The sequence below is a fragment of the Arsenicicoccus dermatophilus genome (assembly GCF_046267915.1).
Classification (GTDB): domain Bacteria; phylum Actinomycetota; class Actinomycetes; order Actinomycetales; family Dermatophilaceae; genus Arsenicicoccus; species Arsenicicoccus dermatophilus_A.
The window spans coordinates 2607904-2629223 of record NZ_CP176520.1 but is presented as its reverse complement, the minus strand read 5'-3'; the positions used below and the strand labels follow the sequence as shown (position 1 = coordinate 2629223).

16 protein-coding genes are annotated in these 21320 nt (G+C 75.0%); 9 read left to right on the top strand and 7 right to left on the bottom strand.

What is annotated here, in order from left to right:
* Window positions 1-69 precede the first annotated feature (69 nt).
* Together ACK2IS_RS12385 and ACK2IS_RS12380 are read left to right on the top strand one after the other, a co-directional pair.
* Entirely contained in the window at window positions 70-1677 is a 1608-nt protein-coding gene (locus ACK2IS_RS12385; protein ID WP_409483621.1) for a threonine/serine exporter ThrE family protein, read from the top strand.
* Window positions 1678-1837: 160 nt separating this feature from the next.
* Window positions 1838-2893: a MaoC family dehydratase gene (locus tag ACK2IS_RS12380; RefSeq protein WP_409483620.1), complete on the top strand. Its 1056-nt coding sequence runs from the start codon at window positions 1838-1840 to the stop codon at window positions 2891-2893.
* Between the two features lie 76 nt (window positions 2894-2969).
* On the opposite strand, the gene ACK2IS_RS12375 is transcribed toward ACK2IS_RS12380, so the two are convergent.
* Together ACK2IS_RS12375 and ACK2IS_RS12370 are read right to left on the bottom strand one after the other, a co-directional pair.
* Window positions 2970-4097 carry a hypothetical protein gene (locus ACK2IS_RS12375; RefSeq protein ID WP_409483619.1) on the bottom strand — a complete coding sequence of 376 codons (1128 nt, stop codon included), beginning with the start codon at window positions 4095-4097 and terminating at the stop codon, window positions 2970-2972.
* On the bottom strand, window positions 4094-4639 hold the full coding sequence (locus ACK2IS_RS12370) for a SigE family RNA polymerase sigma factor (RefSeq protein WP_409483618.1): 546 nt from the start codon (window positions 4637-4639) through the stop codon (window positions 4094-4096). The genes ACK2IS_RS12375 and ACK2IS_RS12370 overlap by 4 nt, the downstream gene beginning before the upstream one ends.
* A 170-nt stretch (window positions 4640-4809) precedes the next feature.
* Here ACK2IS_RS12370 and ACK2IS_RS12365 point away from each other — a divergent pair, with 170 nt between their 5' ends.
* The gene (locus tag ACK2IS_RS12365; protein ID WP_409483617.1) at window positions 4810-5658 is read left to right on the top strand and encodes a PHP domain-containing protein; all 849 of its coding nucleotides are present in this window, start codon (window positions 4810-4812) and stop codon (window positions 5656-5658) included.
* Window positions 5659-5765: 107 nt separating this feature from the next.
* Window positions 5766-6629 (top strand): RecB family exonuclease, encoded by an 864-nt coding sequence (locus ACK2IS_RS12360; protein WP_409483616.1) that lies wholly within the window; start codon window positions 5766-5768, stop codon window positions 6627-6629.
* Between the two features lie 62 nt (window positions 6630-6691).
* On the opposite strand, the gene ACK2IS_RS12355 is transcribed toward ACK2IS_RS12360, so the two are convergent.
* Window positions 6692-8545, bottom strand: a complete 1854-nt coding sequence (locus ACK2IS_RS12355; RefSeq protein ID WP_409483615.1) for a BCCT family transporter — start codon at window positions 8543-8545, stop codon at window positions 6692-6694.
* 230 nt (window positions 8546-8775) lie between these two features.
* Entirely contained in the window at window positions 8776-10383 is a 1608-nt protein-coding gene (locus ACK2IS_RS12350; RefSeq protein ID WP_409483614.1) for a DEAD/DEAH box helicase, read from the bottom strand.
* Between the two features lie 226 nt (window positions 10384-10609).
* Between ACK2IS_RS12350 and ACK2IS_RS12345 the strand changes: the two genes are divergently transcribed.
* On the top strand, window positions 10610-11257 hold the full coding sequence (locus ACK2IS_RS12345; protein WP_409483613.1) for a ferritin-like fold-containing protein: 648 nt from the start codon (window positions 10610-10612) through the stop codon (window positions 11255-11257).
* A gap of 125 nt (window positions 11258-11382) precedes the next feature.
* Here the strand turns inward: ACK2IS_RS12345 and ACK2IS_RS12340 are convergent, their stop codons facing one another.
* The 3 genes from ACK2IS_RS12340 to ACK2IS_RS12330 form a co-directional block, all read right to left on the bottom strand.
* Window positions 11383-11655: a GlsB/YeaQ/YmgE family stress response membrane protein gene (locus ACK2IS_RS12340; protein WP_409483612.1), complete on the bottom strand. Its 273-nt coding sequence runs from the start codon at window positions 11653-11655 to the stop codon at window positions 11383-11385.
* 185 nt (window positions 11656-11840) lie between these two features.
* Window positions 11841-12065, bottom strand: a complete 225-nt coding sequence (locus tag ACK2IS_RS12335) for a DUF3107 domain-containing protein (protein WP_409483611.1) — start codon at window positions 12063-12065, stop codon at window positions 11841-11843.
* A gap of 158 nt (window positions 12066-12223) precedes the next feature.
* Window positions 12224-12865 carry a TetR/AcrR family transcriptional regulator gene (locus ACK2IS_RS12330; protein ID WP_409483610.1) on the bottom strand — a complete coding sequence of 214 codons (642 nt, stop codon included), beginning with the start codon at window positions 12863-12865 and terminating at the stop codon, window positions 12224-12226.
* Between the two features lie 181 nt (window positions 12866-13046).
* Here ACK2IS_RS12330 and moeB point away from each other — a divergent pair, with 181 nt between their 5' ends.
* The 4 genes from moeB to ACK2IS_RS12310 all read left to right on the top strand — a co-directional run bounded on the left by moeB (window position 13047) and on the right by ACK2IS_RS12310 (window position 21294).
* Window positions 13047-14228 (top strand): molybdopterin-synthase adenylyltransferase MoeB, encoded by a 1182-nt coding sequence (gene moeB, locus ACK2IS_RS12325; RefSeq protein ID WP_409483609.1) that lies wholly within the window; start codon window positions 13047-13049, stop codon window positions 14226-14228.
* 19 nt (window positions 14229-14247) lie between these two features.
* On the top strand, window positions 14248-14595 hold the full coding sequence (locus tag ACK2IS_RS12320; RefSeq protein ID WP_409483608.1) for an MGMT family protein: 348 nt from the start codon (window positions 14248-14250) through the stop codon (window positions 14593-14595).
* 67 nt (window positions 14596-14662) lie between these two features.
* On the top strand, window positions 14663-17926 hold the full coding sequence (locus ACK2IS_RS12315) for an ATP-dependent helicase (RefSeq protein ID WP_409483607.1): 3264 nt from the start codon (window positions 14663-14665) through the stop codon (window positions 17924-17926).
* Complete coding sequence (locus tag ACK2IS_RS12310; protein WP_409483606.1) at window positions 17923-21294, top strand: ATP-dependent helicase; 3372 nt, start codon at window positions 17923-17925, stop codon at window positions 21292-21294. Before ACK2IS_RS12315 ends, ACK2IS_RS12310 begins: the two co-directional genes overlap by 4 nt.
* Window positions 21295-21320: the final 26 nt, after the last annotated feature.

The following is a 21320-nucleotide window of genomic DNA, read 5'->3' as shown; positions in this document are numbered from 1 at the left end:
CACGGCGTGTCGATCGTGCTCCGGCCCGTCGCTTGCGCGGGTGCCCCTCCGACCGGGAGGCTACTCGCTGTGACGACTCGGACCACGGGGGGTAGCAAGCCCCGACCTCGGGCGACGGCCGCCGGCGCGCTGCGCCGCACGGCCTACGCCCACGCGATGCGGGCCCTGCGCCCGAGCGACGGGACCGGGGTGCTCCACCTGCACCCGGACGAGGTCGACCCCACCGTCGCACGCAAGGTCGTCGACCTGGCCATGCGGGTCGCGGAGATGATGCTCAGCCACGGCGCCTCCGCCAACGACGTCACCGTCACCCTGCTGCGGATCACCAAGGCCTACGACCTCAAGGCCGTCCACGTCGACGTCACCTACACCTCCATCCAGGTGTCGTACTACCGCGGCCACGACCGGGAGCCGCTGACGACCTTCCGGGTCGTGCGGGCGCGCTCCATCGACTACACCCGCCTCCAGCGCGTCCAGGGCCTGGTCAACCGGATCGAGGGCGGACTGGACGTGGACGAGGCCTACGACGTCTTCGCCGCGGTCGTCCGCGCCCCGCACCCCTACCGCCGCTGGGTGATCACGGTCGCCAACGCCGGGATCGCCGCCGGCGTGTGCGTGCTGCTCAACGCCACCGCCGTCATCACCGTCGTCGCCTTCGTCACCTCCGGGCTGATCGACCTGCTCATCGGCCGGCTGTCCCGCCGCCAGGTGCCGCCGTTCTTCATGCAGGCGCTCGGCGCGTCCATCCCCACCCTGGCCGCGGCCGGGATCATCGCCCTGGTCCACCACGCGCACCTGCCGGGCCTGGGCGGGGTCCGCCCCGAGCTGATCGTCACCGGCGGCATCGTGGTGATGCTGTCCGGGCTCTCCGTCGTCGGCGCCGCGCAGGACGCCATCGACGGCTACTACATCACCGCGGGCGCGCGCACCTACGAGGTCGTCGTGATGACCCTCGGGATCGTCGTGGGGATCCTCGCCTCGCTGCAGCTCGCCTGGCGGCTCGGCGTCCCGGTCGTGCTGTCCGGGGAGGCGCCCGCGGTGGGCAGCCTGCCGCAGCAGCTCCTCGGCGCCCTGCTCATCTCCGCGTTCTTCGCGATCAGCACCTACGCCGGGCCGCGCACCGTCGTCCTGTGCGCCGCGGGCGGCGTGCTCGGCTGGGCGGGCTACCTGCTCGGCACCGCGGCCGGGCTCGGCCCGGTCTCCGCCAGCGCCCTCGGCGCCTTCGTCCCGGCCCTGCTCGCCATGCCCGTCGGCCGACGGCTGCAGGTGCCCTCCCTGGCCCTGATCACCGCCGCGCTCGTGCCCCTCATGCCCGGGACCATGGTCTACCGCGGGATCCTGGAGATCATGGTGCAGGTCGGACGCACCGAGAGCTTCGGGGGCGGCCCGCTCACGCTGATCACGGCGGCCGGCGTCGGTATGGCGCTCGCGGCGGGAGCCTCCCTCGGCACCTACCTCTCCCGGCCCCGCGCCACCAACCTGCGGCACGCGGCACCCCGCGGGGAGGGCTCGACGGCGGACAAGGCGGTGCACAACGACAGCCCGGACGCGCGGGCGACCACGGCGCGGGCCGAGGAGGCCACGACGGGGGCGATGCCGGCCGTGGCCGACCCGCCGCGGGAGCAGGACCTCGCGAACCGGGCGCCAGGGCAGCAGGGCCGCCGGGAGCAGGGCTGACGGGACCAGCTCTGACGGTGGTCGGGCGCGCGGGCTTGCGGGGACCCTTCCGGCATACGACCGCCGACGTGAGCAAGGGCACGCCAGGACGGGGTGCCGGGCCCTCGCGCGCTGCGGCAGCATGGGCGGCGAGCCGAGACCGACACGACGAGGGGCACCCATGTCCAAGACCTTTGCCGGCAACTTCTTCGAGGACTTCGCGATCGGTCAGGAGATCGTCCACGCGACGCCTCGCACCCTGACCGAGGGCGACGTGGCGCTGTACTGCGCTCTCTACGGCTCGCGGTTCGCGATGACCTCCGGGGAGACCTTCGCCAAGGGTCTGGGCCTGGAGCGGATGCCCGTGGACTCGCTGCTGGTCTTCCACGTGGTCTTCGGCAAGTCGGTGCCGGACGTCTCGCTCAACGCCGTCGCCAACCTCGGCTACGCCGGGGGCGTGTGGGGGGCACCGGTCTACGTCGGCGACACGCTCACCGCGACGTCTACGGTGATCGGTCTCAAGCCCAATTCCAACGGTGCGACCGGCAACGTCTACGTCCGCACCGTCGGACGCAACCAGCACGAGGAGACGGTCCTGGACTACGTGCGCTGGGTGATGGTCCGGCGCCGCGAGCCGGTCTCCCCGGACGCCCTGGGCGAGGCGACGATCCCCGAGCTGCCGGGCGCCGTCCCGGCCGAGGAGCTGGTGGCGCCGTGGCGCGTCGTCGGCGGCTACGACACCGCGCTGGCCGGCTCCGCTCACCTGTGGGACGACTACGAGGCCGGCGAGCGCATCGACCACGTCGACGGGGTCACCGTCGAGGAGTCCGACCACATGCTGGCGACCCGGCTGTACCAGAACACCGCCCGGGTGCACTTCGACCAGCACGCGCAGGCGCGGTCCGCGGCCGGGCGCCGGCTGGTCTACGGCGGACACGTCCTCTCGCTGGCGCGGGCGCTGAGCTTCAACGGGCTCGGCAACGCCCAGTCCGTCGCCGCCCTCAACGGCGGCACCCACGCCAACCCGACCTTCGCCGGCGACACGATCTACGCCTGGACCGAGGTCCTGGAGCGGATCGAGCTGCCCGGCCGCAAGGACGTGGGCGCCCTACGGGTCCGTACCGTGGCGGCCAAGGACCACCCCTGCGCGGACTTCCCGCTCACGGGCGAGGACGGCCGCTACCTGCCGTTCGTGGTCCTCGACCTGGACTGCACCGTGCTGCTGCCGCGCCGCTGAGGGTCCTGCGTCGTCTGCTCGGGCGTGGCGGCCCCGGCCGCCACGCCCGACCGCCCCGCCGGGTCAGCTGCCCGGGTCACCGGGCCGGGTCGAAGGTGTGCCGCACCCCCTGGGCATCGGTCCAGGTCACCTGCGACGAGAGCTCGCCCGCCCCGGAGGTCAGCTGCTCGGGCACCGGGCCCGCCGAGGCCCAGACCACCCGGCCGTCGGGCAGGGTCCGGGTCGTGACGGGGATCTGCGTGGGCCGGGGCAGGGGGTGGTCCAGCCGGATGTCGTGGGCGCCCGCCGGGAGCAGCCCCACGGTCATGCCTCGGGCCTGCGGGCCCACCCGGGTGACGCCGCCGACCACGGGCGGGCGCGCCCCATCCCTCGTGTCCACCGCGTAGTCCCCGAGCCGTCCGCGGGCGCCCAGGAGGTGCAGGTCGTCGCTGACGTAGACCGTGGTCGGGCCGTCGTCCGTGGTCAGCACCACCGAGGGGACCGCCAGCCGGCGCGTCCCGTCGCTCGCGTGCACCTGCCCGTCGGGCGTCCCCCAGAGCACGCCACGGACGCGGGTCCGGGCGAGGTCGGCGTCGGAGCTGTCCGAGCGGTCGACGAAGGCCGTCAGATCGGTGCCCGAGACCTGCTGCTGCGCGCCCTGGGTGCCTCCGGCGGTCGCCGGCTGGTCGGTCACCAGTCGCCGGAAGGTGACGGCGGGGGCGTCGACCACCCCGATCAGGTGACTCCTCGCCGCTCCGGCGCCGCGGACGACGACGGCGCCGGTGCGCTCCACCCCGTGCACGTCGCCGACCACCTGGACGAGCGCGTGACCCTGCCCGTCGACCGCGGCGAAGCGCAGGGACCCCATGCCTGCGGGAGCGGGTGCGGCGGCGTCGACGGCCGCGCGGTCCACCTCGACCTGCCACCCCTGGTAGGCGCGACCCTCGACGGTGCCGGCGAGCGGGAGCGTGGCGGTGCCGACGCCGGTGCGCAGCGGGGTGGGGGAGGCGGCCACCAGGGGCGCGCGGTCCGGCAAACGGCTCAGGCCGATGCCGCCGCCACCCACGGCGAGGGTCAGGCAGAGCCCGGCCGCCGTCCGACGCGCGGTGCGCCGGCGCACGTGCGCCTGCCCGGCGGCGAGGACGTCGGCGGAGGACAGGGCGACGGGATGGGCCTCGGCGGACCGGTCCAGGTCCTGCCGGAGGAGCTGCTCGAGGTCGGTCATGACGCACCTCCTGCGGGTGTCGAGGAAGGATTGGCGGCGAGGGCCGGGTGGGAGGCCTGGTCCGCGTAGGCGCTCCGCAGCGCGGCCAGGCCCCGGGAGGCGGCCGACTTCACGCTGCCGACCGAGATGCCCAGGTGCTCGGCGACCGCCGCCTCGGACAGGTCGTTGTAGTAACGCAGCACCACGACGGTGCGTTGCCGGGCCGGCAGGGTGGCGAGCAGGCGGACCACCTCGTCGCGGTCGTCGACCGAGGTGTCGCCGCGTCCGGGGCGGTCGTGCACCTCGGCCACCGCGACCTCGCCGTGGCGTCGGCGCCAACGGTCCACGTGCTCGTTGGCGAGGACCCGGCGGGTGTAGGCGAGCGCGTCCTCGTCGCGCACCCGGCTCCAGCAGGCATAGGTCTTGACGAGAGCCGCCTGCACGAGATCTGCCGCGTCGTCCCGGGACCCGGTGAGGAGCCAGGCCGTGCGGGTGAGCGAGGGGGTGGCCTCCTGCAGGAACCTGGTGAACGCCTCGTCGCGCTCGCGCCTGCTGCGGAGCATCTCGCCTCCTTCCGTCGGGTCACCTGTCTCTACGGGCCACCCCGGGGAAAGGTTGCCTCGGACGGTCGACCCGTCCGGGGCCCCGGGGACGAGGGCTGCCGTCGCGCCGCAGGCGGCGGCATACGGCCCGCATCGCCGTCCCCGGACCGCGCGCTGCCTAGGGTGAGCCCATGCGCATCGACCTGCACACCCACTCGGCCGCCAGCGACGGCACCCAGCATCCCGCCGACGTGGTGCGCTCCGCGCGCGCGGCCGGGCTGGACGTCGTCGCCCTCACCGACCACGACACGACGAGCGGGTGGGACGAGGCGGCGGCCGCGGTCGGGGAGACCGGGGTGACGCTGGTGCGGGGGATGGAGATGTCCTGCTCGCACCGGGGGACCAGCATCCACCTGCTGAGCTATCTGCACGACCCCGCCGACGCCGCGCTGGTCGCCGAGCTGGCGCGGGCGCGTGAGTCGCGGCAGTCGCGGGCCCGCAGGATCGTGGAGCGGCTGGCCGTGGACTTCCCGGAGCTGACCTACGACGCCGTGCTGGCGCAGACGCGCGACGGAGCCACCATCGGCCGGCCGCACATCGCCGACGCCATGGTCGCCCTGGGCATCCGGCGCGACCGGGGCGCGATCTTCCGGGACTACCTGCACGACGGATCGCCCTACTACGTCAGCTACTACGCGCCGGACCCGGTCGAGGCGGTGCGCCTGGTGCGGGCGGCCGGGGGCGTGCCGGTGATGGCGCACCCCTTCGCCGCCAAGCGGGGGCGCGTCGTCGAGGACGCCGTGATCGAGGCGATGGCCGAGGCGGGGCTCGCGGGCCTGGAGGTCGACCACCGCGACCACGACGAGCGGCAGCGGGCCCACGCGGCCGAGCTCACCCGCGCGCTCGGGATCTTCCGGACCGGGTCGAGCGACTACCACGGCGACGGCAAGCTCAACCGCCTCGGTGAGCGCACCACCAGCCCGGACGTGCTCGCGCGGATCGAGGAGCAGGCGACCGGCATGCCCGTGCTGCGGCCGTGACGCGATCCTGCACACGCCCGTCCACAGGCCGCCGCGGCACGGACCCCGGTGTCCACAGGCGGGGTCCGGCGCTGTGCCTGACGGACCTGCACGCCTAGGGTCGGCGCATGAGCGAGCAGAGCGGTCAGGGGATGTTCGGCGGGATGCCCCGGCGGTTGTATGCCGCCAGCCCCTCCCGCCTGCTCGCCTTCGTGGACTGCCCGCGGCGCTACCGCCTGCAGTACCTCGACCGCCCCAAGCCCGCGGCGGCGCCGCAGCGCGCCCACACCTCTCTCGGCATCGCGGTGCACAACGCACTGCGCGACTGGTGGGAGGTGCCCGTGGGGGAGTGGTCCGCGGCGCGCGCGGCCGACCTGGTCCGCATCTCCTGGGTGGACACCGGTTTCCGTGACGCCGCCATGTCCCGGCGCTGGCTGGAGCGCTCCCAGCAGCACGTCGTGGCCTACCTGCGAGGCCTGTCGCCGCACAACCGGCCCGTCGGCGTCGAGCGCACGGTGTCGATGCGCACCCCCACCATGACCGTGCGGGGCCGCGTCGACCGGCTCGACGACCGACCCACCGAGGCCGGTGGCCGCGCCCTGGTCGTCGTGGACTACAAGACCTCACGGCGGCCCTCCACCGAGGAGGAGCTGCGGACCTCGCTGCCGATGGCGCTGTATGCCGTCGCCGTCGGCGCGATGTTCCGCCGCCCCTGCGTCGACGTCGAGCTGCACCACGTCCCGAGCGGGACCGTGGTCCGCCACCGGCACACGCCGTCGTCCCTGGACCGCAAGGTCGCCGAGGCCGAGTCGATCGCGGCGGACCTGCGGCGGGTGGACGCGGACTTCGCCGAGCGAGGAGTGGAGTCGACCCTGTTCCCGCCGCGGGTGTCGCCGCTGTGCGGGTGGTGCGACGTCCGTGCCCACTGCCCCGAGGGGCAGGCACACGCGCCGGAGAAGGCGCCCTGGGCCGCGCTCGAGCCGGACGCCTGAGCAACCCGCCCCCGCACCCACCCCCGCCCCCGGGGGGCCGCCGCCGGGCTACTGCTGCCGGGCTACTGCTGCCGGTAGGTCCCCACCAGCCGGTCCCACACCCGGGGGCGGGGCTCGGCGGTGACCGGGGCGTCCTCCGCGCGCACGACGATCTCGATGTTGTCCGCCCCGTGCTCGGTGATCCCGCGGACCACGGCGTCGTGCACGAGCCGCTCCGCCAGGTCGGCGCGCCGCACGACCGGATCGGTGCGCAGGTCGAGCACCATGGCCACGCACATCAGGGCCATGACCACGGCGAAGGGCAGGGCCGAGACGATGGTGATGTTCTTCAGCCCGTCGAGGGCCGACTGGGCGTCACCGCTGGCGGACCCCGCGAGCAGCATCACCGCGGCCACCGCACCGGTCGCGGCGCCCCAGAAGGCGACGGTCCAGCGAGAGGGCTCGATGGCGCCGTGCTCGGACAGGGTGCCCATGACGATGGAGGCGGCGTCCGCGCCCGAGACGAAGAAGATCGCCACCAGCACCATGACGAGCACCGTGGTGATGCTCGCGCCCGGGTAGTGCGCCAGCAGCTGGAACAGCGCCCCGTCGAAGCTGACCGAGGCCACGCCGTCCTTGACGGTGGCCAGGTCGTGCCAGCGGTTCTGGGCGTCGATGCCGGCACCGCCGAAGATCGCGAACCACACGAGGGACACGGCGCTCGGGACGACCAGCACGCCGATGACGAACTGCCGGATGGTGCGCCCGCGCGAGATCCGGGCGATGAACATCCCCACGAAGGGCGTCCACGAGATCCACCAGGCCCAGTAGAACACCGTCCACGAGGACAGCCACTCGTGCATGGGCACCAGGCCGCTGGCGTCGGAGCGGGAGGCCATCCGGGCCAGCTGGTCGACATACGTCCCCAGCGCCGCAGGCAGCAGGTTGAGCACGAACAGCGTGGGGCCGACCATCAGGACGAAGACCGCGAGCAGCACGGCCAGCACCATGTTGACGTTGGACAGCAGCTCCACGCCGCGCGAGATCCCCGACACGGCCGAGGCGATGAAGCAGATGGTCAGCACCACGATGATCACGACGAGGACGGGCGTGCCGACGCGACCCACCCACCCGTTCTGCTCGAGGCCGGCACCGATCTGCAGTGCGCCGACGCCGAGGGAGGCGGCGGAGCCGAAGAGGGTCGCGAAGATCGCCAGGACGTCGATGAGGCGCCCGACGGGACCGCCGGCGCGCCGGCCGAGCAGGGGCGCGAAGACCGAGGAGATCAGCTGGCTGCGACCCTTGCGGAAGGTCGAGTAGGCGATGGCCAGCCCCACCGTGGCGTAGATCGCCCAGGGGTGCAGGGTCCAGTGGAACAGCGTGGTCGCCATCGCCGTCTGCAGCGCCTCCGGGGACTGCGGCTCCGCCCCGGTGCGTGGCGGCGGCGCGACGTAGTGGTAGAGCGGCTCGGCGGTGCCGTAGAACATCAGCCCGATCCCCATGCCGGCGCTGAACATCATCGCGATCCAGGACCGCGTGGAGAACTCCGGCTCCTCCCGGTCCCCGCCCAGCGGGATGTGACCGAACCGGCTGCCCGCCAGCCACAGCACGAAGACCACGAAGGCGGAGGCCAGGAGCACGAAGGCCCAGCCCGTGCTCGTCATCACCCAGGACAGGGCCGCACCGGACGCGGTGGCGAGCGAGGCCGTCCCCAGAAAGCCCCAGGCCACGAAGGCGACGGCCAGGGCCGCCGTCACCCCGAAGGTCACCCGGTCGATCCCGGGCCGCCGCGGCCGGGACTGCGGCACCGGGGTGGCCAGCCCGGCAAGGAGCTCGTGGTCCGGGCCGGGCGGCGGGGCGGTGCCCGACGGGCCGCCCTGGGGCGAGGCGCCGGGCGGTGCGGCGACGGTGGTCGACGGGTCCAAGCGGTCGGTCACAGGGGATTCCTCCTAGCTCGACCGCCCGCTCCCCCGAGCGCTGCGGTCGTCGTTGGGGATGTCCACGACGACCCGGCACTCTGCCTGGTCTGACCTTTAAGGGCAAGCCCGTGGAACGGGGACGGGCACCTCCCAGGCGGGGAGGTGCCCGTCCCGTCGTGCGATGTCCGGGCGCCACGTCCCGACGAGGGGCCGTCACCCCGCGGGGGTGTCACGCGCGGCCGGGCGGCTCACTCCGGGGTCGGAGCGCCACCCTCGGCCGGGCGGCCACCGCGGGTGCGGCGCCGCGAACGGCTGCGCGCCGGGCGCGGCGCGTCGCCGTCCCGGACCGCGTCGGCGCCGCGGTCGGTGTCCGAGCGGGCCTGGGACCGGCCGCCGTCGGACCGGCCGCCGTCGGACCGGCCCCGGCCATCGCGACCACCGCGGCCACCGTCGGGCCCGCCTCGCCCGCCGCGACCCCCGTCCCGGCCCTTGCCGGCCCGCTGACCGGTCTCACCCAGGTCCTCCAGCTCCTCGGCGGCCAGGCCGGCACGGGTGCGCCGGTCCCGGGGCAGCCGGCCCTTGGTGCCCTCGGGGATGTCCAGGTCCGTGAACAGGTGCGGGGAGGAGGAGTAGGTCTCGACCGGCTCCGGGATGCCCAGGTCGAGCATCTTGTTGATCAGGCCCCAGCGGGGCGCGTCGTCCCAGTCGACGAAGGTCACCGCGGTGCCGGTGTGCCCGGCGCGCCCGGTGCGCCCGATCCGGTGGACGTAGGTCTTCTCGTCCTCCGGGCACTGGTAGTTGACGACGTGGGTCACGTTCTCGACGTCGATGCCCCGGGCCGCCACGTCGGTGGCCACCAGGATGTCGATCTTGCCGTTGCGGAAGGCCCGCAGCGCCTGCTCGCGGGCGCCCTGGCCGAGGTCGCCGTGGATGGCGCCGGCCGCGAAGCCGCGGTCGACGAGCTCGTCGGCGACCTTGGCCGCGGTGCGCTTGGTGCGGCTGAAGATGATCGTCAGACCACGGTCGCGCGCCTGCAGGATCCGGGCCAGCATCTCCACCTTGTCCAGGGCGTGCGCGCGGTAGACGTGCTGCGTCGTGGCCTTGACGGTGTGCTTGTTCTCCGTCTCGTCGCCCATGGCACGGATGTGGGTGGGCTGTCCCATGTAGCGCCGGGCCAGCGCCACGACCGCGCCCGGCATCGTGGCGGAGAAGAGCATCATCTGGCGGGTCGGGGCGGTCTGGGCCAGGAGCTTCTCCACGTCGGGCAGGAACCCCAGGTCCAACATCTCGTCGGCCTCGTCCAGCACCACGATCGAGGCGTGGGACAGATCCAGATGGCCCTGCTTGGCCAGGTCCAGGAGGCGGCCGGGGGTCCCGACGACGACCTCGACGCCCCGCTGCAGCTGCTCGACCTGCGGCTCGAAGGCGCGGCCGCCGTAGATCGTGGCGATCCGGACGCCGCGCCTGGCGCCGGCACGCTCGAGGTCGGCGGCCACCTGCACGGCCAGCTCGCGGGTCGGGGTCACGGCCAGGGCCTGCGGCTTGCCCTGGTGGCGCAGGGTCGCCCAGCCCTCGTCGGTCGGGGAGGTCACCCGGTTGAGCATCGGGATGCCGAAGCCCAGCGTCTTGCCGGTGCCCGTCTTGGCCTGACCGATGATGTCGTGGCCGCCGAGGGCGACCGGCAGGGTCATGGCCTGGATCGGGAAGGGATGCACGATGCCGATGTCGGCGAGCGAGGCCACGATGTCCGGGTGGACGTCGAAGTCGGCGAAGGTGAGCTCGGGGGCCGGGGTGGTCGCGGGGGTCGCGTCGTCCTCGACCGGAAGGTCCGCGGGCTCGGTGGTGGGGTTCGTCATACAGCTGTCCTGTCGGCAGGTGAGCCGGGGCCGATGCCGCGCGGACGAGGGCCGGGGCCGGCCTCACGGTCCGCGCGCGGCGTGACTCACGAGTGGTGTCGGAGCCGATCGGAGGTCTGCGTGCAGCTCGAGGCTGCGGCGTGGACGTCGCGTCCAGCATGAGTCGGGCCGACCGGGCACCGGGGTCCAGGGCAGTCTAGCGGCGTGACCACTACTGTTGGTGCCCATGAGCCTCCCCGCGCACGACACCGGCGTCGTCGAGCTGTTCGCCGCGCTCGCATATGCCGAGCTGACCGCGTTCTCCCGCCTGGCCTCGGACAGCGACGTCGCCCCCACGCTGACCGCCCGCATCGAGCTCGCCGCCCTGGCCGCCCGAGAGCTGCAGCACCACCAGCTGCTCGCCGACCGGCTCCGTGACCTCGGTGCCGACCCGCGTACGGCCATGGCGCCGTTCACGGCGGCCGTCGACCACTTCCACGCGCGGACCCGCCCGCGCACCTGGGCCGAGCGGCTCGTCAAGACCGCCGTGATCGACGGTCTGGCCGAGGACCTGCTGGGGCAGCTCGCGCCGCGTCTCGCCGACACCGAGCAGGGTCTGCTGGAGCGGGTGCTCGACCGGTCCGACTCCGACCGTGTCGTGGCGTCGCTGCTCACCGAGGCCCTGGCCGCGGAGCCGATGGCGGCCGGTCGGCTGTCGCTGTGGGGCCGGCGGGTCCTGGGAGAGGCCATGTCGCACGGCCAGCTCAGCGGGGTGGACCATCCGCACCTGGCGGTCACGGTCGTGGGCACGGACGACGTGGCGGCACTGAGCGCCTTCCTGGGGCGCCTCGCGGCCGGCCACGCCGAGCGGCTCGCCGCCGCCGTCCGCCCCTGACCGGGCCCCGGCGTGTCGGGGCATGGCCGCTGCACGAGGCCCGCACCCCATCCCGAGAGGGCCGGCACCCATCGGGTGCCGGCCCTCTCGGGACCTGCAGGACGCGAGGCGTCGACGCGGGAGCGTCAGATGCGGCTGCGACCCTTGGTGACGTTCAGGTAGATCGCGATCAGCGCGGCGGCGACGAGGACGCCGGCGAGGACGGCGATCCAGGCGATGCCGCCGGAGGCGTTCTTGTAGCCGAACTGGGCGACCAGCCAGGAGCCGATGGCCGAGCCGAGGATGCCGAGGACGATCGTCATGAGGATCGAGACGTTCTGGTGGCCCGGCATGACGAGGCGGGCCAGACCGCCGATGATGGCACCGATGACGATGGCGGTGATGATCGTGGTGAGCATGGAGGGATCTCCTTGACGGTGGGGATCGCGAACCTTGCGGCTACGCGCTGTCACTCCAATGGTTACCCGAGACCCCCGGATGCCAAGCGCACATTTGCATCACAAGTGGGTCACGAAGGCAAGCGGCCTGGTGGGGGACATCGTCCCCGGCCAGGCCGCTCCCGTCACTCAGCAGGTCAGGGGGTTCACAGGCTCCCGAAACCGACGCGGGCCTTGGTGGACTCGCCGATCTCGACGTAACCCAGGTTCTCACCAGGAACGATGATGGTGCGTCCCCTCTCGTCACGCAGAGTGAGGAGAGTTCTGTCGGCCACCGCGGCCGCGACGGCGCGGGTGATCTCGTCCGGGGACTGGTCGGACTCGAAGCTGATCTCGCGGGCGACGTGCTGGACGCCGATCTTGACCTCCACGGGAGGGTCCTTTCGCTTGTGCGGGTCGGAGGACGTGCTGGTCTCGCTGGGTCGCCGGCCCTGCCGGCGACGTTCCCCGTCGGGTCAACCGGCGGGCGCGCACGGGTGTTCCCCGGGTCGGCCGGCCGGCGGCCGCCGGCCGTAGGTGCCGGGTCGGCTCAGGCGCCCTGCTTGGGGAAGCCGCCGATGCCGCGCCAGGCCAGCGCCGCGACCAGGGCGGCCGCGTCGGGACGCTCCACCCCGGCCGCGTGCGCCTGGGCGACCCAGTGGCGGGCGGAGTTCTGGGCGGCGCCGGCGAGCGCCATGCCGAGGATCAGCGCGTGCTCGCGCGGCATCGCCGCGTCCTCGGAGATGACGTCCGCGATGGCCTCGGCGCACCGCAGCTCGACCCCGTCCAACCGGTCGCGCACCGCGGGCTCGCCGGTCAGGTCCGACTCGAAGACGAGCCGGAAGGGCGCGCCCTCCCGGTCGAAGAACTCGTAGTAGGCCCCCATCGTCGCGGCCACCCGCTGACGGTTGTCGTCGGTGGAGGCCAGGGCGGCCTTGACCAGGTCGACGATCGCGTCGCAGTGCACGTCGAGGAGCGTCAGGTAGAGCTCCTTCTTGCTCGGGAAGTGTTGGTAGAGCACCGGCTTGGAGACACCGGCGCGCTCGGCGATCGCGTCCATCGCGGCCGAGTGGTAGCCCGACTCGACGAAGACGTCCTGGGCCGCCTGCAGCAGCTGGGCGCGGCGCTCGGAGCGGGGCATCCGCGCGTGGCGCAGCACGTCCTGGTCGGGGGAATCGGTGAAGGGCGTCATCGAGGTCCTTTCGGCCACCGGGGGCGAGGGCCGCCACGGCTCGTGTCATCGTACTCACCGGTCCGGGTGTGATGGGACACAGGCAGGCGTATGCCGCACACGGAGCGCTTTCGGGCCAGTAGGCACGAAGCCACCCAGCGCAGTCGCCACCGCCGGACACCGGGCCGGTATCCTGCCCGCCATGCCCTTGCCGCCGCTCGTCGAGCCCGGGCCCGATCTCACGCCCGAAGAGGTGCGCCGCTACTCGCGGCACCTGCTGCTGCCCGAGGTCGGGCGGGTCGGCCAGCGCCGGCTCGGCGCGGCCCGGGTCCTCGTGGTCGGGGCGGGCGGGCTGGGGTCGCCGGCGCTGCTCTACCTCGCGGCCGCCGGGGTGGGCACGATCGGCGTCGTCGACCCCGACGTCGTCGACGAGACCAACCTGCAGCGTCAGGTCGTCCACGGCCAGGCCGACGTCGGCCGGCTCAAGGTCGACTCAGCGGCCGACGCGGTGGGCGCCATCAACCCGCTGGTCCACGTCGTCCGGCACCCGGTGCGCCTGGACGCCACCGGCGCCCTGGACCTGGTCGGCGGCTACGACCTGGTCCTGGACGGCGCCGACAACTTCGCCACCCGCTATCTCGTCGACGACACCTGCGCCCTGCTCGGCATCCCCCACGTCTGGGGCTCGGTGCTGCGCTTCCAGGGCCAGGCAAGCGTCTGGTGGCGCGGCCACGGGCCGTGCTACCGCTGCGTCTTCCCGACCCCGCCGCCCGCCGGGTCGGTGCCCTCCTGCGCCGAGGGAGGCGTGCTGGGGATCCTGTGCGCCGCCGTCGCGTCGGTGCAGGCCGCCGAGGCGATCAAGCTGATCGTGGGCGCGGGCGAGCCGATCGTCGGCCGGCTGCTCCTGCACGACGCCCTGGCGCAGCGCTGGGACGCCCTGCGCGTCGAGCGCAACCCCGACTGCCCCCTGTGCGGGGACCACCCCACCATCACCGCACCCAGCCAGGGGCAGGACCTGTGCGGCCTGCCCACCGAGGAGGATCCCGTGCACCCCCACACCCCCACCGTGACCGCCACCGAGCTCGCCGCCATGCTCCGCGAGCGTCCGGGGACCTTCCGGCTCGTCGACGTGCGTGGGGAGGACGAGCGCGCCATCGTCTCGATCCCCGGCGCGGAGGCGATCCACCTCGACGAGTTCCTGAGCGGGCGGGCCGCGTCGGCCTTCGGGCCCGAGGAGGAGGTCGTCATCCACTGCCGGTCCGGCGTCCGGTCGGCCACCGCCCTGCACGCCCTCACCGCGAGCGGCCACACCCGGGTGCGGCACCTCGAGGGCGGCGTCCTCGCCTGGGCCCACGACGTCGACCCCTCGCTGCCGACCTACTGAGCCGGCGCGGCCCCGGCCCGTGGACCGTCCCCTCCCCGCCCCCGGCGCCTTCGCCCAGGACGTGCTCGAGCTCGTCGAGCAGGTGCCCTCCGGGCAGGTCCTGACGTATGGCGACGTGGCCCGGCTGCTGCAGGCCGGTGCCCCGATCGCGGTCGGCCGGGTCCTGGCCCGGCACGGCGTCGACGTGCCCTGGTGGCGGGTCGTCCGCGCCGACGGGTCGCTGCCCGCCGTGCTCCTCGGGCGGGCCCGGCAGCAGTGGCGGCACGAGGGGACCCCGGTGGTGCCCGCAGCCGACGGCATACGTCCGGACCTGGCGCGGGCCCGCTGGGACGGGCTGGGCGCCCGCATCCCTCGCGACCCGGCGTGATCCGGCGCTGCGTCGATCCGGGTGCGTCCCGCGGGGGTCTGTCGGTGGTCGGTGATGGGATCACCTCATGGTCCTGCTGACCCGCGCGCCCGCCCCGGTCGCCGCCGAGCCCCCTGTGCTCGACGACGGCCAGCGCGCTGTGCTCGCGGCGACGGCCCCGCTGGTGCAGGTGGTGGGCGCCCCCGGCTCCGGCAAGTCCACCCTCGCCGTGGAGCTGGTGGTCGACCGGGTGCGCCGAGGCCTGGTGGAGCCCGACCGCGCTCTGCTGCTCACCTCCTCCCGGGTGGCGGCGGCCGCGCTGCGGGACCAGGTCACCGCCCGGCTCGGGGCGACCACCACGACCCCCCTGGCCCGCACCCACCAGTCGCTCGGCTTCGGACTGCTGCGGGCCGAGGCGGCGCTGGCGGGAGACCCGACCCCCCGGTTGCTGTCCGGCGCCGAGCAGGACGCGATCCTCAAGGAGCTGCTCGACGGGCACGCCGCCGGCCTCGTCCCCGGCCCCGACTGGCCGGCTGCCGTCCGGGAGGCCTTGCCCACCAGGGGATTTCGTGCCGAGCTGCGGGACCTGCTGATGCGCGCCGTGGAGCGTGGGCTGGTGCCGGAGGACCTCGTGGAGCTCGCCGACCGCGAGGGCCGTCCGGAGTGGCGGGCGGCGGCCGCCGTCCTGCGGGAGTACGACCAGGTCACGGCCTTCTCCCGGCCGGGGGCCTATGACCCGGCCTGGGTGCTCTCGGCCACGGCCGACCTGATCGAGGAGTCGCCCGAGCGGCTGGCGCGCGCTCGCGAGCGCTTCGGGCTGATCGTCGTGGACGACGCGCAGGAGCTCACCTGGTCCGCGGCCCGGCTGCTCTCGGTCGTCCGGGCGCCCGACACCCAGCTCGTGCTCGTCGGTGACCCCGACCTCGCCGTGCAGACCTTCCGTGGAGCCGACCCCCGGCTCTTCGCGCACGAGTGGGAGCGCTGGTTCGGCGGCGACGACCTGCTGACCCTGGGCGAGGCCTTCGTGCTGGCCGGGTCCCACCGGCAGCCGCCGCGGCTCGCGGCCCTGACGGCGCGGGTGGCCGGCCAGGTCGGGTCCGTCGGAGTGGTCGCCCACCGGCGGGTGCCCGCGTCGGCCGCCGCCGGGTCGGAGCCCGACGACCGCGCCGCAGCGCGAGCGGGTGCGGAGGTTTCGTCCGCCCCGGTGGACCGGGACCGCACGCTGCCCGGCGCCGAGCCCGCGGCCCCCCAGGGGACGGTGGAGACCGCGGTCCTGCCCACCGTCGCCCAGGAGGCGGCCTACATCGCCGGCCGGCTGCGCCGCGCGCACCTGCTCGACGGGGTGCCGTGGTCGCAGATGGCCGTCCTGGTCCGCGGGCGAGCCGGCAGCGCGGTGCTCCGGCGGGCCCTCGCCGGGGCGGGGGTGCCGGTGGCGAGCTCGATGACCGACCTGCCCGTCCGTGACGAGCCGGCGGCCCGGGCTCTGCTCACCCTGCTCGAGGTGGTGGTGCGCGTGGCCCGCGGTGACGAGCGCCCGATCGAGCCGGACCTCGCCACCGAGCTCCTCCAGTCCCCGCTGGGGGCCAGCGATCCGGTCACCGTGCGCCGGCTGCGCCGCTCGCTGCGCCGTGCCGACCGGGCCGCGGGAGGCAGCGCCCGGGGCGACCTGCTCGTGGCCCAGGCCCTGCTCACCCCCCAGCTGCTCGCCGAGGTCCCCGCGGCCGAGTCCGCAGGAGCCCGGCGCATCGCCCGGGCGCTCGCGGGCGCGGTGGCCGCCGCTCGACTCGACGAGCGGGGTCGCTGGCAGCCGGGCGTCACCGCCGAGCTGCTGCTCTGGCAGCTGTGGTCCGCCCTCGGGCTCGCCGAGGGCTGGCGCTCGGCGGCGCTGGCCGGGGGTCTGGCCGCGGCGCGCTTCGACCGGCACCTGGACGCCGTCGTGGCTCTCTTCGGCGCGGCGGCGAGCTTCGCCGAGCGGCTCCCAGGGGCGGGGCCCGAGGCCTTCCTGGACCAGACCCTGGGACAGGAGGTCGCCGCCGACTCCCTCGTCCCGCAGGCGCCGCTGGAGGAGGTCGTCCGGGTGCTCACCCCGCAGAGCGCCGCCGGCCTGTCCTGGGACCTGGTCGTGATCGCCCAGCTGCAGGAGGGCGTCTGGCCGGACCTGCGGCTGCGCGGTTCCCTCCTCGGCTCCGAGCACCTCGTCGACGTCATGGCCGGCCGGGGGCACGGCCCCCGCGAGGCGCTGGCCGCGGTCCGCTCCGACGAGGCCCGCCTGCTCACCGTCGCGGTCAGCCGCGCCCGGCGGACCCTCCTCGCCACCGCCGTACGCTCGGAGGACGAGCAGGTCTCGGCCTACCTCGACCTCATCGACCCCCCTGGTGGCGAGGCCCGGGAGCTCACCCCGGTCGCCCGCGCGATGACGATCACCGGCGTCGTGGCCGAGCTGCGCCGACGCGTGCTGAGCGAGGACCCGCGGGAGCGGGCGGCAGCGGCCGAGCGGCTCGCCGTGCTCGTGGCGGCGGGCGTGCCGGGCGCGGCTCCCGACCAGTGGTGGGGGCTGCGCGAGAGCACCGACGACGCCGCCGTCCACGCCGGCGACGGCCCGGTCCCGGTGTCGCCCTCACGCATCGAGAGCTTCCGTCGCTGCCAGCTGCTGTGGTTCCTGCGCAGCCACGGCGCCGAGGGCGGTGACCGCTCCGCGGCCGACCTCGGCACCCTGGTCCACGACATCGCCGCCGACCCCGACCTCGACCTGACCGACGAGCGTGCCCTGCGCGCCGAGCTCGACCGACGCTGGCCCGAGCTCGAGGTGCCCGACAGCTGGCGCGGGCGGCACGACCACGAGCGGGCCGCCCGGATGCTGGACCGGCTCGCGTCCTTCGCCCGGCAGTCCCGCGACGAGGGCTGGGAGGTCGTCGGGGTGGAGCGGGAGGCCCGGGCGGAGATCGGCCGGGCGCTGCTCACCGGCCGCGTGGACCGGCTCGAGCGTGACGCCGACGGACGGCTGCGCGTGCTCGACCTCAAGACCGGGAGCAGCGCGCCGACCAAGGCCGAGATCGGCGAGCACCCCCAGCTCGCGGCCTACCAGGCGGCCGTGGAGGCCGGTGCCTTCCCGGAGTCGTCCGTCAGCGCCGGCGCCGCCCTGGTGCAGCTCGGCGGGAACGCAGCCCTTCACCGTCTGCAGCCGCAGCCCGCCACGTCCGACGCCCACGACCCGACCTGGGCGCGCCGGCTCGTCGAGGAGAGCGCCGAGGGCATGGCCTCCGGGAGCTTCCGGGCCATGCCCGGCGTCCACTGCTCCTCCTGCCCGGTGAGCAGGTCCTGCCCCGCCCGGCCCGAGGGCCGGCAGCTGTGAGTCCTCGGCACAGCGCCCTGGACATCGCGGGCGCCCTCGGTCAGCCACCCCCGACGCCGGAGCAGCAGGCCGTCATCGAGGCGCCCGGCGCGTCCCTGCTCGTCGTCGCCGGGGCCGGCTCAGGCAAGACCGAGACCATGTCGGCGCGGGTGGTCTGGCTCGTCGCCAACGACCTCGTCGCCCCCCATGAGGTCCTCGGGCTGACCTTCACCCGCAAGGCCGCCGGCGAGCTCGCCGAGCGCATCGGCCGACGGCTGCGCCAGCTTGCCGCCGCCGGGCTGTGGACGGGCGCGGACCTGGAGGAGGGCGACCTCGCGCCCGTCGTCTCGACCTACCACGCCTACGCCGGCCGACTGGTCGCCGAGCACGGCCTGCGACTGGGCTACGAGCCCGGAGCCCGGCTGCTCTCGGAGGCCTCCGCCTGGCAGCTGGCCCACGAGGTCGTCTCGGCCTACACCGGACCGCTGGACCGGATCGCCCGCGACGCGGGGCGACCGGTGCCCGCCGTCTCGACGGTCGTCGACGCCGTGCTCACCCTGTCCGGCCAGCTCGCCGAGCACCTGTGCAGCCCGCAGGACCTGGGCAACCTGCTCGGCGCCGTCGTGGGGGAGTGGTCCGCCCTGCCGCCGGGGGCCACGACCAAGAAGGCCGTCGCCCCCGCCGCCGAGGCGCTCGGGGTGCTCCGGGTGCGCGAGGCGCTGGTCCCGCTGCTCCTCGCCTACCAGCAGGCCAAGCGCGAGCGCGAGTGCCTGGACTTCGCCGACCAGGTGTCCCTGGCCGCCCGCATCGCGCAGACCTTCCCCGACGTGGGATGGGGCGAGCGGCGCCGGCACCGGGCGGTCCTGCTGGACGAGTTCCAGGACACCAGCGAGGCCCAGCTGGTGCTCCTGCGCGAGCTCTTCGCCCACCCCACCGACGGCGTCCCGGTCATGGCGGTCGGTGACCCGCACCAGTCGATCTATGGCTGGCGCGGAGCCTCCGCGACCACGCTGACGTCCTTCCCGCGCCACTTCCCGACCCAGGCGGGGCCCTCGCGGACCCTGCCGCTGTCCACCTCCTGGCGCAACGACGAGGCCGTGCTGGCCGTCGCCAACACCGTGGCCGCCCCCCTGACCGAGGCCTGCCCGGTGGAGGTGTCCCGGCTGTCGCCGCGACCGGGGGCCGGGCCGGGACGGGTCGAGGCCGCCCGGCTGACCACCCACGTCGCGGAGGCGGAGCACGCCGCCGACTGGTTGGCCGGACGTCTCGGCCTGGGCGACGACCCGACCACCGGGGTGCCCGGCACCGCCGACGACTCGGGGCCGGCACCGGGCGGGCGCCGTCCCACCGCGGCTGTGCTGTGCCGCAAGCGCTCGCAGTTCCCCGTCGTCCTGGAGGCCCTCGAGGCCCGCGGCGTGCCGTGCGAGGTGGTCGGGCTCGGCGGGCTGCTCGCCATGCCCGAGGTCATCGACCTGGTGGCCTTCCTGCACGTCGTCGACGACCCCGCCCGCGGCGACCACCTCGCCCGGCTCCTCACCGGACCGTCGGTGCGCCTCGGTGCGAGCGACCTCGCAGCGCTGCACGACTGGTCCCGGGCGCTGGGCGCGCGGGTGGACGCCGACGAGGACCAGGTGGGTCTCGTCGAGGCCGTGGACCACCTGCCGCCGACCGGGTGGGTGTCCGGCCGTGGGCGCTCGCTGACGCCCCTCGCCAGGCAGCGGCTGCTGGACCTGCGCGACCGGGTCCGGCGGGTGCGCGACCTGCTCAGCGCCACGCTCCCGGAGGTCGTCGCGGAGGCCGAGCGGGTCCTGGGTCTCGACCTCGAGGTCCTCGCCCGGCCCAGCCGCCCGATCGCCGAGGCGCGGGTCCACCTCGACGCCTTCGCCGACGTGGCCGCCCAGTTCGCGGCCGGCGCCGACCGGCCCACGCTCGGGGCTCTGCTTGACTGGCTGGACGCCGCCGAGGACCGCGAGCGCGGCCTCGCCCCCGGGCAGGTCCCCCCGGTCCCCGGTGCGGTCCAGGTGCTCACCGTCCACGCCTCCAAGGGCCTGGAGTGGGACCTCGTCGTCGTCCCCGGCCTGGACGAGGGCACCTTCCCCGCCCACGACGCCCGCACCCGCGAGAGCGACGACGGACGCTACGTCGTCCCCGAACCGACCGACAAGACCTGGCTCGCCGGCCTCGACACAGTGCCCTTCGACCTGCGCGGCGACCGCGGCGGGCTGCCGGTCCTGCCGTGGCGCGATGCTGCGGACCTGGTCGACGTCAGCGCCCGGATCGGCACCTTCGTCGGGGAGTGCGGAGCCCACGCGGTCATGGAGGAACGCCGGCTCGCCTACGTCGCGCTCACCCGCGCCCGGCACGAGCTCCTGCTCTCGTGCGCGGTGTGGGGCCACCAGACGCGTCCGAGGGTGACCTCGCGCTTCCTCGAGGAGATCCTCGCCGCCGGCCAGGCCGTCCCCACCTGCTGGGAGGCCATGCCCGACCCGGCGGACGAGCCGACCAACCCGCTCGCGACGGTCGACCGCAGCGTCCTCTGGCCGCCGGGCCACCCGGTCGATCCGGCGCTGCTGCGGGCGGTGAGCGAGATCGAGGCCGCCGCCGAGCGCAGGCGCGACCCCGCCGAGACCGCGTCCCCGGCCGCGGGCGGGGAGGGCCCGGCTCCGGCATACGGCCGCGTCCCTGACCGGTCCTGGGCCGAGCTGGACCGCGAGCTGGCCGTGCTGCTCGCCGAGCGCGCCCGGGGCGGACGCGAGCGGGCCGCCGTCGTCACCATGCCGGCCCACCTGTCGACCTCGGCCCTGGTGGCGCTCGCCGACGATCCCGACGCCTTCCTGAGCGGGCTCCGACGGCCCATGCCCACCCGCCCCGCGACCGAGGCCAGGCGGGGCACGGCGTTCCACGCCTGGATCGAGCGGCACTACGGCGAGGCGGCGATGGTCGACCTGGACGAGCTGCCGGGCAGCGCCGACGAGGGCGCGGCCGAGGAGGCCGAGCTCGCGGTGATGCGCGAGCACTTCCTGGCCAGCGAGTGGGCGCAGCGCACCCCCGTGGAGGTGGAGCTGGCGGTGGAGTCGCAGGTGGCGGGGGTGAGCATCCGCGGTCGCATCGACGCGGTCTTCTCCCGGCCCGACGGGGGGCTGACGGTGGTCGACTGGAAGACCGGCGCCCGTCCCACGGGGCGCCGGGCGCAGGTCCGCCAGGTCCAGCTCGCGGTCTACCGCCTGGCCCTGGCCCGGTTGCGGGGTCTGGACCCCGACCAGGTCGACGGCGCCTTCTACTACGCCGCCACCGGTGAGACGGTCCGACCGGTGCTGCCGGACCAGGCCGAGCTGGAGACGCTCGTCGCCGAGCTGTACTCCCGAGGCTCCGGCACCGCGCCCGGCTGAGCCCGCGCGCCCGCCGCGCCCCGGGG